Origin of the sequence: Actinomadura kijaniata NBRC 14229, from assembly GCF_001552175.1 — a bacterium.
Classification (GTDB): domain Bacteria; phylum Actinomycetota; class Actinomycetes; order Streptosporangiales; family Streptosporangiaceae; genus Spirillospora; species Spirillospora kijaniata.
Window position 1 is genome coordinate 50,974 of record NZ_BCQR01000060.1, and the last position, 8,982, is coordinate 59,955.

General features: G+C 71.2%; 4 protein-coding genes. 3 read left to right on the top strand and 1 reads right to left on the bottom strand.

What is annotated here, in order from left to right:
• Positions 1–83 precede the first annotated feature (83 nt).
• From AKI01S_RS20030 to AKI01S_RS20040, 3 genes are all read left to right on the top strand, one after another.
• Positions 84–2,552 (top strand): glycoside hydrolase family 3 N-terminal domain-containing protein, encoded by a 2,469-nt coding sequence (locus AKI01S_RS20030; RefSeq protein ID WP_067819813.1) that lies wholly within the window; start codon positions 84–86, stop codon positions 2,550–2,552.
• Positions 2,553–2,761: 209 nt separating this feature from the next.
• A complete protein-coding gene (locus AKI01S_RS20035) occupies positions 2,762–5,251 on the top strand; it encodes an alpha-L-rhamnosidase (RefSeq protein ID WP_067819816.1) in 2,490 nt (829 codons plus the stop codon).
• A 396-nt stretch (positions 5,252–5,647) separates the two neighbouring features.
• Positions 5,648–6,793 carry an endo-1,4-beta-xylanase gene (locus AKI01S_RS20040; RefSeq protein ID WP_218009741.1) on the top strand — a complete coding sequence of 382 codons (1,146 nt, stop codon included), beginning with the start codon at positions 5,648–5,650 and terminating at the stop codon, positions 6,791–6,793.
• Positions 6,794–6,911: 118 nt separating this feature from the next.
• Here AKI01S_RS20040 and AKI01S_RS20045 read toward each other — a convergent pair.
• Positions 6,912–8,982 (bottom strand): glycoside hydrolase family 3 N-terminal domain-containing protein (locus tag AKI01S_RS20045; protein ID WP_067819822.1); only part of this gene is annotated, 2,071 nt, incomplete at its 5' end.

The following is an 8,982-nucleotide window of genomic DNA, read 5'->3' on the forward strand; positions in this document are numbered from 1 at the left end:
TCAGGCGGACGGCCCGCACGGTCTGCGCTGCAGCACGGTCCCCGGACGGCTTCCCGCCCTTCTCCTCACCTCAAGGACCTGTCATGAAGTCTGTCGATGACCTGCTGAACGAGCTCACCCTGGAGGAGAAGGCCGCGCAGCTGAGCGGACCGAGTGCGTCCGAACTCGGCCCCAGGCTGGACGCCGCTTCCCAAAAGGGCCAGGACCTCCGGACCGCGCTCGCCGGATGCCTCATCGATCTGGCTCCGGACGGGATGGGTCACCTGGGCCTGGGCTGGACGCTGTGCCCCGATCTCGACGCGATGGCGGATTTCATCTCGACGCTGCAGAAGGCGCTCGCCGAAACCAGCCGCATCCCGATCCCCGCGCTCGTCCACCTCGAAGCCCTCAACGGCGCCGTCATCCCCGGAGCTCCGGCCTACCCCACCGCTGTCGCGCAGGCCGCGACCTGGAATCCGGCGCTGATCCGGAAGATGGCCGAGCTCACCCGGGAGCACCTGCTCTCGGCGGGCGTGCGCCACGCGTTGTCCCCGGTGCTGGATCTGGCCCGCGACCCGCGATGGGGCCGGGTCCATGAGACCTTCGGCGAAGACCCCGATCTGTCCGCCGCGATGGGGGTCGCGTTCGTCCGCGGCCTGCAGGGCGAGGACCTGCGCGGTGGTGTGGCGGCCTGCGCGAAGCACTTCCTGGGCTATTCGGTCTCGCAGGCCGGCATGAACCTTGCCGCGGTGCACCTCGGGCGACGGACGCTGCGTGAGGAATACTCCCGTCCCTTCGAGGCGGTCATCCGCGAGGCCGGGATCGCGACGGTCATGAACTCCTACTCCGAGATCGACGGTGTTCCCGTCGTCGCCGACCCCGACATCCTCACCGCGCTGCTGCGCGACGAACTCGGCTTCGACGGCGCGGTGGTCAGCGACTACGGCTCGATCGACCATCTGCTCTCGCGCACCCGCCTCGTGGACGGCTTCCCCGAGGGCGCGCGTCTCGCCATCGAGGCCGGGCTCGACATCGAGTTCCCCGACGCCCGCGGCTACGCGCACCTGCCGGAACTGGTTCGCGGCGGCGAGCTGGACGTCGCCCTTCTCGACCGCGCCACCCGACGCTGCCTGGAGCTCAAGGAACGCCTCGGGCTCCTGGACGATCTGCTCGGCGTCACCGTCCATCCCGGGTGGAGCGCCCCGGTTCCGGACCGCGACGCCGACCGTGCGACCTCGCGCGCCATGGCCGGACAGGCCGCGGTTCTGCTCACCAACGACGGCGCACTCCCGCTGGCACCGACGACGCGCCGCATCGCGGTGATCGGCGGGCCCGCCACCGAGGTGCGCATCCACTACGGCGGATACTCCGGCGTCGCCGCCGCCGAACTCAACACCTCCGTCGCCGAACTCCAGACGCTGATCGCCGACCTGACGGCGGCCGGCGACATCGCCGCGGATGCCCCGACCGCCGTCGGCGGTGAAGGCGATGATCCGGCGAGCGCCGGACTGGACGACGCCATGGGCATGCGGCTCATCCCCACCCCGGGATTCCCCACCCGGTTCGAGGAGATGGCCCGCGAGGCCGAGCCCGAATCCCGCTCCGTCGCCCAGGCCCTCCAGGAGGCCCTGCCGGACGCCGACGTGGTCGTCACCGCGGCGGGCGGCCCGGAAGGCACCTCCACCGAGGACGCCGACCGGGCCGCTGAGGCCGCCGTCCAGGCCGACGTCGCCGTCGTCGTGGTCGGAGAACGCACAGGCTGGGTCGGCGGCATCACCGCCGGAGAGGGGTACGACCGCCAGGAGCTGTGCCTGCCCGGCGACCAGGAACGCCTCATCGAGGCGGCCGCGGCCACCGGGACTCCCGTCGTCGCCGTCGTCGTCAGCGGCCGCCCGCTCCTGCTCGGCCGGATCGCCGAGCGTTCCGCCGCCGTGCTGTGGGCGCCGCTGCTCGGCCCCGCCGCCGGGGAGGCGATCGCCGACATCATCACCGGCAGGACGTCACCGAGCGGCCGTCTCCCCGTGTCCTTCCCCGCGTCGATGGGCCAGATCCCCGTCTTCCACGGCGCGCGCGCCGGCAGCGGATACGACCGCCTCGGCGGCGCGGACGCCGCGGGCTACATCGACGGATCCGCCCGCCCGCTGTTCTGCTTCGGCCACGGCCTGACCTACACCGATTTCGAATACGGCGACATCGAACTGGCCACGGCGGAACTCCGAGCCGGAGACGCCGTCGAACTGACCGTCACCATCACCAACACCGGCGACCGCGACGGTGAGGAGGTCGTCCAGCTCTACGCGCGAGACGTCCTCGCCTCCACGACCCGGCCCGCGCGGCAACTCCTCGCCTTCACCCGCGTCGCCGTCGCGGCCGGCGCCTCGCGCCGGGTACGCATGACCGCCCCCGTCAACGCCCTGGCCCTCGTCGACCGCACCGGACGGCTCGTGCTGGAACCCGGGGAGGTGCAGCTCATGATCGGAGCGAGTTCGTCCGACATCCGGTGCCGCACGTCCGCGCGCATCGTGGGCGCGCTCACCGAGGTCCCGCCCCACGAGCGCTTCCTCGTGCCCTGACCCTCGAAACCTGACGAGTGAGGCCGCGCGTGCCCCGGCCGCCGCATGCCACCCACGCGCCAGCCAGGCGCCCGGGTGCTGTCGAGGCGGACGCGGGCGACGGCCGGTTCCGGTGCGAGCGGACGTCCACGCCCCGTCCGCGGTGATCAAAATGATCGGGTCCTGGGAGCGCCGTGATGTCCGTCCGCTCACCATCAAGGAGTGTCACCATGTCACATGCCTGGCAGGCAGGCTTCATCGCGGCGTCGGCACCCGGCGAGCCGGGGGGCGCGGCGCCGTACTTCCGGCGCGAGTTCGTCAGCGACGGGCAGCCGCGGCGGGCCACGCTCTACGCGACGGCGCTCGGCATCGTCGAGCCGTACGTCAACGGGACCCGGGCGGGGGACGAGGTCCTGGCGCCGGGCTGGACGTCCTACCGCCACCGGCTCAGTGTCAGCCGCCACGACGTCACGGAGCTGATCGCACCCGGGGCGAACGCGCTGGGCGCGGTCGTCGGCGAGGGGTGGGCGGTCGGCCGTCTCGGCTGGGAGGGCAAACGCGAGCATTACGCCGACCGGCCCGCGTTGTTCCTCCAGCTCGAGCTGGAGTACGGCGACCGCACCGAGATCATCGGGACGGACCGGAGCTTCACCACCAGCACCGGCGCGGTGCTCGTCAACGGCCTGTACGACGGCGAGACCTACGACGCGCGCCTGGAACCGGACGGGTGGAACCGGCCCGGATTCGACGACGCTTCCTGGTCGCCGGCGGAGCCGTTCGACTGGGATCCGACGACGCTCGTCCTCGGCTCCGCGCCCCCCATCCGGCGCGTCGAGGAACTGCCGCCGGTCGACATCTCGACCAGCCCGAGCGGTAAGACGATCGTGGACTTCGGCCAGAACATCTCCGGCTGGGTGCGGCTGACGGTCACCGGGGACGCCGGCCGCACCGTCACGCTCCGCCATGCGGAAGTCCTCGTCGAGGGGGAACTGGGCACCGAGACCCTGCGCACCGCGGCGGCGACCGATCGCTACATCCTGCGCGGCGAAGCCACGGAGGTGTGGGAGCCGAGGTTCACCTACCACGGTTTCCGGTACGTGCAGGTGGACGGCCACCCCGGCGTCCTGGACCGGGAGGACGTCACCGCCGTGGTCGTGCACAGCGACATGCCGCGCACCGGCTGGTTCGAGTCGTCGCATCCGCTGGTCGACAAGCTGCACGGCAACGTGGTGTGGTCGATGCGGGGCAACTTCGTGGGCGTGCCGACCGACTGCCCCCAGCGGGACGAGCGGCTGGGCTGGACCGGCGACCTCAACGGGTTCGCGCCCACCGCGGCCTTCCTGCACGACGTCCGGGGCGTGCTCGGCTCCTGGCTGGCCGACCTGGCGGCCGAGCAGCGGGCGAAGGGCTACGTCCCGTGGGTGGTGCCCGACGTGCTGTCCACGCCGTCACCGCCGACCGCGCTCTGGAGCGACGCGGCGGTGAGCGTGCCCTGGACGCTGTACCGCGAGTACGGAGATGCCGAGATCCTGCGCCGGAGCTATGCGTCGATGACCATGTTCGTCCGCGACGTCGAGGAGCGGCTGGACGAGAACGGGCTCTGGAGCAGCGGGTTCCAGTTCGGGGACTGGCTGGACCCCGATGCCCCCATGGACAACGCCGCAGGCGGTAAGACCGACCGTCACCTCGTGGCCTCCGCGTACCTGTGCAAGGTCACCCGGGAGATGGCCGAAATCTCTGCCGTGCTCGGCGAGGACGAGGACGCCGCACATTTCACCGCTCTGGCGGAGCGGGTGCGTGAGGCGTTCCGCCGCGAGTACGTCACCCCGGCGGGACGGGTCGCCGGTGAGACGGCGACGGCCTACGCCCTGGCGATCACCTTCGACATCCTCGACGCCGACCGGAAGGTCCGGGCCGGTGCCCTGCTGGCGGAGCTGGTGGCCAAGGCCGGGTACCGGATCTCGACCGGCTTCGCCGGGACCCCGCTCGTCCTGCACGCGCTCAGCGACACCGGCCACCTGGAGGAGGCGTATCTGCTCCTGTTGGAAACCGGCTGCCCGTCGTTCCTGTACCCGGTCACCATGGGCGCGACGACGATCTGGGAGCGCTGGGACGCCATCCGCCCCGACGGAACGATCAATCCCTCCGGCATGACCTCGCTCAACCACTACGCCTTCGGCGCCGTCGCCGACTGGCTGCACCGCGTGGTCGGCGGACTCGGCGCCGTCGACCCCGGATACCGGAGGATGAGCATCGCCCCCCGGCCCGGTGGCGGTCTCACCCACGCGACCGTTCGTCACGACACGGTGCACGGCCGCGTCGAGGTGGCCTGGCGCATCACCGGCCGGTGTATGAACGTCGAGGTGACGATCCCTGACGGCACCGAGGCGAAAGTCGTGCTCCCGCTGCACCCCGGCTCCCTCGTCGTGGACGTGACGGGCGGAAGCCACTCCTGGCGGTACGACCTGCCGGACGGCCATGGTTCCCGTCCCGAGTACACCCTGGACACCCCGCTCCGGACGCTCGCCGAGGATCCGGCCGTGTGGCACGCCCTGAGCGAGGTGTTCACCAGGCACTTCCCGGGCATCCCGATCGACGGCACCGCCCCCGAGGCCGCGGGCGTGTCCCTCAACACCGTCCTGGGATACCTCCCCGGCGCGTCGGACGAGCTGAAGGCCGACTTCAGCGCCGCCCTCGCCCGCGGAGAGGGAACCCGTTGAACAGGACTGCCGGGCATCTCCGCGCCCATGAGCGCCGGCCCCTGCCGCCGTCACGGTAGGGGCCTGTCTCACAACGGGTGCGTGGCCGGGCATGACGGCCCGGTTGCCAGGCGGCACGGCGTTCTCTTTCCAGGGCCTGCGATGGCGACAGCCGCGCCGAGCGACGCTGCGGGAGGTTCGCCGGCTCCCGATCACTGGGATGGCTCCCAAGACCAGAGCCGTGACGGACGGCTCGCAGCCGGGGACGCCGGGGGCGTACTGATGGGCCTGCGCGACCGTGAAGTCGACCGGCACGCTCCGGCCATTCCAAAGTGTGGCAGGTGTACAAATTTCGTGTTACGTTCTCCGCACCCAGCCGGGATCCATGTCGGATCATGCACCTTCACGGGAGGCACGGTGAGGAAACATCCGCTGGCGCCGAACGGCGCGCGGGCTCCCTCGACTCCTTCGACTCCACCGGTCCACCGCCGCCGACGTACTCGATCAGGAACCCCCCGCCGTCATGGGCTCCGAGGGATCGGCGCGTTCGCGACCGCCACCGCGCTCGCGCTCGCCGCGACCGCGTTCGCGCCGGCCGCGTCGGCGGACGCCACGGTGCTCAGCCTGCGAGAGCGGGCGGCCAGGTCGGGGATCCTCATCGGCTCCGGGGCGATCAATCCCGCCTACCTCGATGAACCCCGGTTCGCGAAGGTGCTCGCGCAGCAGTTCAACAGCCTGTCGCCGGAGAACGAGCTCAAGTGGTCCTTCACCCAGCCGCAGCAGGGCGTCTTCGATTTCACGAAGCTCGACCGGCTCGTCGCCTTCGCGAAGCGGCACCGCATGGCGGTGAAGGGCCACGGCCTCATCTCCGGCTGCTGCAACCCGGCCTGGCTGGAGCAGATCCAGGATCCGGACCGGCTGCGCGCCGCGATGACCACCCACTTCAAAACAATCATGACCCGCTACGCGGGAAAGATGGACCGGTGGGACGTCGCCACCGAGGTCCTCTCCACCTTCGGCGGCACGGGGCTCGATCAGAACTACTTCTACAGGGTTCTCGGCCCGGACTACCTCGCCGAGACGTTCCGCATCGCGCACGCCGCGAACCCCAACGCGAAGTTGTTCCTCAACGAGTCGCTGGTGGAGTACTACCCGGCGAAGCGCCAGGAGCTTTACGACCTGGTGGCCGACCTGGTGCGAAGGGGCGTACCCATCAGCGGGGTCGGGCTCGAGATGCACGAGACCCACTCCGCGCCCGAGGCCGGCGTGCTCACCGACATCGTGAAGTCCTACAAGGCGCTCGGACTCGAGGTCGCCATCACGGAGATGGACGTCCACCTGACCCCCCTTCCCGACCACGCCGAGTACAAGCAGCAGGGCGAGATCTATGGTCGCCTCGTCGACGAGGCACTGAGGGCCGGAGTGCGGGACATCAGCTTCTGGGGATTCACCGACAAGCATGCCTATACCTGGGTCCCTGGTGCGAAGCCGCTGATGTTCGACGATCGGTACGTTCCGAAACCAGCGTTCTTCGCCACGTGGTCCGCTCTGGCACGTCACTGATTCGTCTCACCCCATGAGCCGGGGCAGGGCCGGTGTGTTCTCTCGGCGCGAGCTGGCGCGGCCTCAGATGATCTAGGTTGCCCGGGGCAACTGATCATTCTGAGGCCGCGTGCCGGGATCAGGTGAGTATGAGGGCGGGCACCTCGACCGTCGCCTCGTCGCGGATGTCGGCGCTGGACAGGCCGAGCAGGAAGGTGACGTCGCCGGCTTCCAGCCCGCGTCGGCCGTCCGGCCATGTGTAGGCCAGGCGGCCGAGCGGGACGAGGAACTCGAGGGAGGTCGTCGCGTCGGCGGTCAGGTGGGCCCGGGCGAAGTCGACGAGCTGCCGGACGGGGCGCACGATCGTCGCCGCCTCATCGCGCGCGTACAGCTGGACGACGGCGGTACCGGCGCGCGGGCCGGTGTTCGTCACCGTGGCGAGGACGCGGACATGGTCGCCCTCGACGCGCACCGTCTCGATCGAGGTGGCGAACGAGGTGTAGGTCAGCCCGTGACCGAACGGGTAGAGCGGGCTGCTGTCGCGCAGGTCGACGTAGCCGTGCCGGGGCATGGTCGGATGGTCGTAGCCGCTGCCCACGGGATGTCCGTGGTACATCGGCAGCTGCCCGAGGTGACGGGGGAACGTCGAAGGCGTGCGACCGCCCGGCTCGCTCACGCCGTAGAGGATGTCGGCGATCACCGTTCCGGCGACCGGGCCGAGCAGCGGCGCGAGCAGCATCGCCGCGGAGGCGTCGTGGACGGCCTCCAGGAGCAGCGGACGGCCGGAGACGACGACGGTGACGACGCGCTTGCCGGCGGCGTGCAGCGCCTGGACCAGCTCGGGCTGGTCGCCCGGCAGTACGGGGTTGGCGGTCGTCCGCCCCTCGCCCGCGGTGTGATTGCCCACCCAGCCGGTGCGTTCCCCGACAACGGCGATCACCACGTCCACATCGCTGACGGCGGCCTCGACGGCGGCGGCGTCGATGGCGGGGCTGTCGGCGGTGAGGCTGCCCAGGGCGTGGTGGCGCACGCCGGGGTCGATGGCGCGGATGGCGTCGAGCACCGTGACGGCCTCGGGATGCAGCCGGCGGGCCCCCTCCTCGAAGACCGGCTCGATCCCGGGCAGCTTCGTCTGGAACAGGTCCGGGAACACCTCGGGTGAGCCCTGTGCCTGACTGGCGGCGATCCGGTAGATGGCCAGCGGGAACTCGGCGTCGGCGACGGACGAGTAGGAGCCGAAGTGGATGCGGATCTCGGTCGCGGCGGGCCCGACGACCGCGATCCTGGCGCCGCCGGGCCGCAGCGGCAGGATCCCGTCGTTGGCGAGCAGGGTGCTGGCGGCCGCGGCGACGACACGTGCGCGATCCCGTGCCTCAGCGGGCTCCGGTGCCTTCGGCGCCGTCCTCGGTCGCGCCGGACCGACGCCCGGGACGAGGCCGAGCCGGGCCTTGACCTCCAGCACGCGCGTTACGGCCCGGTCGAGGACCTCCTCCGCGAGGGTCCCGTCCTCGATCACGGTCCGCAGGCCGCTGCTCGTCGGAGCGCTGGGCAGTTCGACGTCGACCCCGGCGCCCAACGCCTGGGCGGCGGCATGAGCCGGGGTCGGCGCGGTGCGGTAGGTGTTGTACAGCATCGCCATCGAGTCGTAGTCGCTCACGACGAGGCCGGTGAAGCCGAGCTGACCGCGGAGCAGGTCGTTCAGGAGCCAGCCGTTGGCGACCGCGGGAATGCCGTCGATCTCGTTGTAGGAGTTCATCACCACCGACAGGCCGACCTCGGCGATCGCCCGCCGGAACGGCTCGGCGTGCACGTCGGTGAGCTCCCGTCGACCGAGGTGGGTGGCGGCCTGGTTGAGAGCGCCGAGTGAGGTGCCGTAGCCCAGGAAATGCTTGCCGGTCGCCAGGATGCCGGACTCGCCGTCATCGCCCTGGACGCCGCGCATGAAGCCGATGCCCATCCGCGCGACCAGTTCCGGATCCTCGCCGTACGTCTCGTGGACACGGCCCCACCGCGGATCGCGGGCGAGGTCGAGCACGGGGGAGAAGAGGAGATGGATGCCGGCCGAGCGGGCCTGCCGGCCCGCCGTGTCGCCGACCATTCCGCTGATGGCCGGGTCCCAGCTCGCCGCCTGCCCCCAGGCGGTGGGGAACTGGTGGCCCTGCGGGTGGACCAGGCCGTTGACGCCCTCGGCGTGGACCAGGACGCCGATG

What these genes read in the sequence shown, in the direction of transcription:
- AKI01S_RS20030 (WP_067819813.1), top strand. Translation starts at nt 84, where the DNA reads ATGAAGTCTGTCGATGACCTGCTGAACGAGCTCACCCTGGAGGAGAAG.
- AKI01S_RS20035 (WP_067819816.1), top strand. Translation starts at nt 2,762, where the DNA reads ATGTCACATGCCTGGCAGGCAGGCTTCATCGCGGCGTCGGCACCCGGC.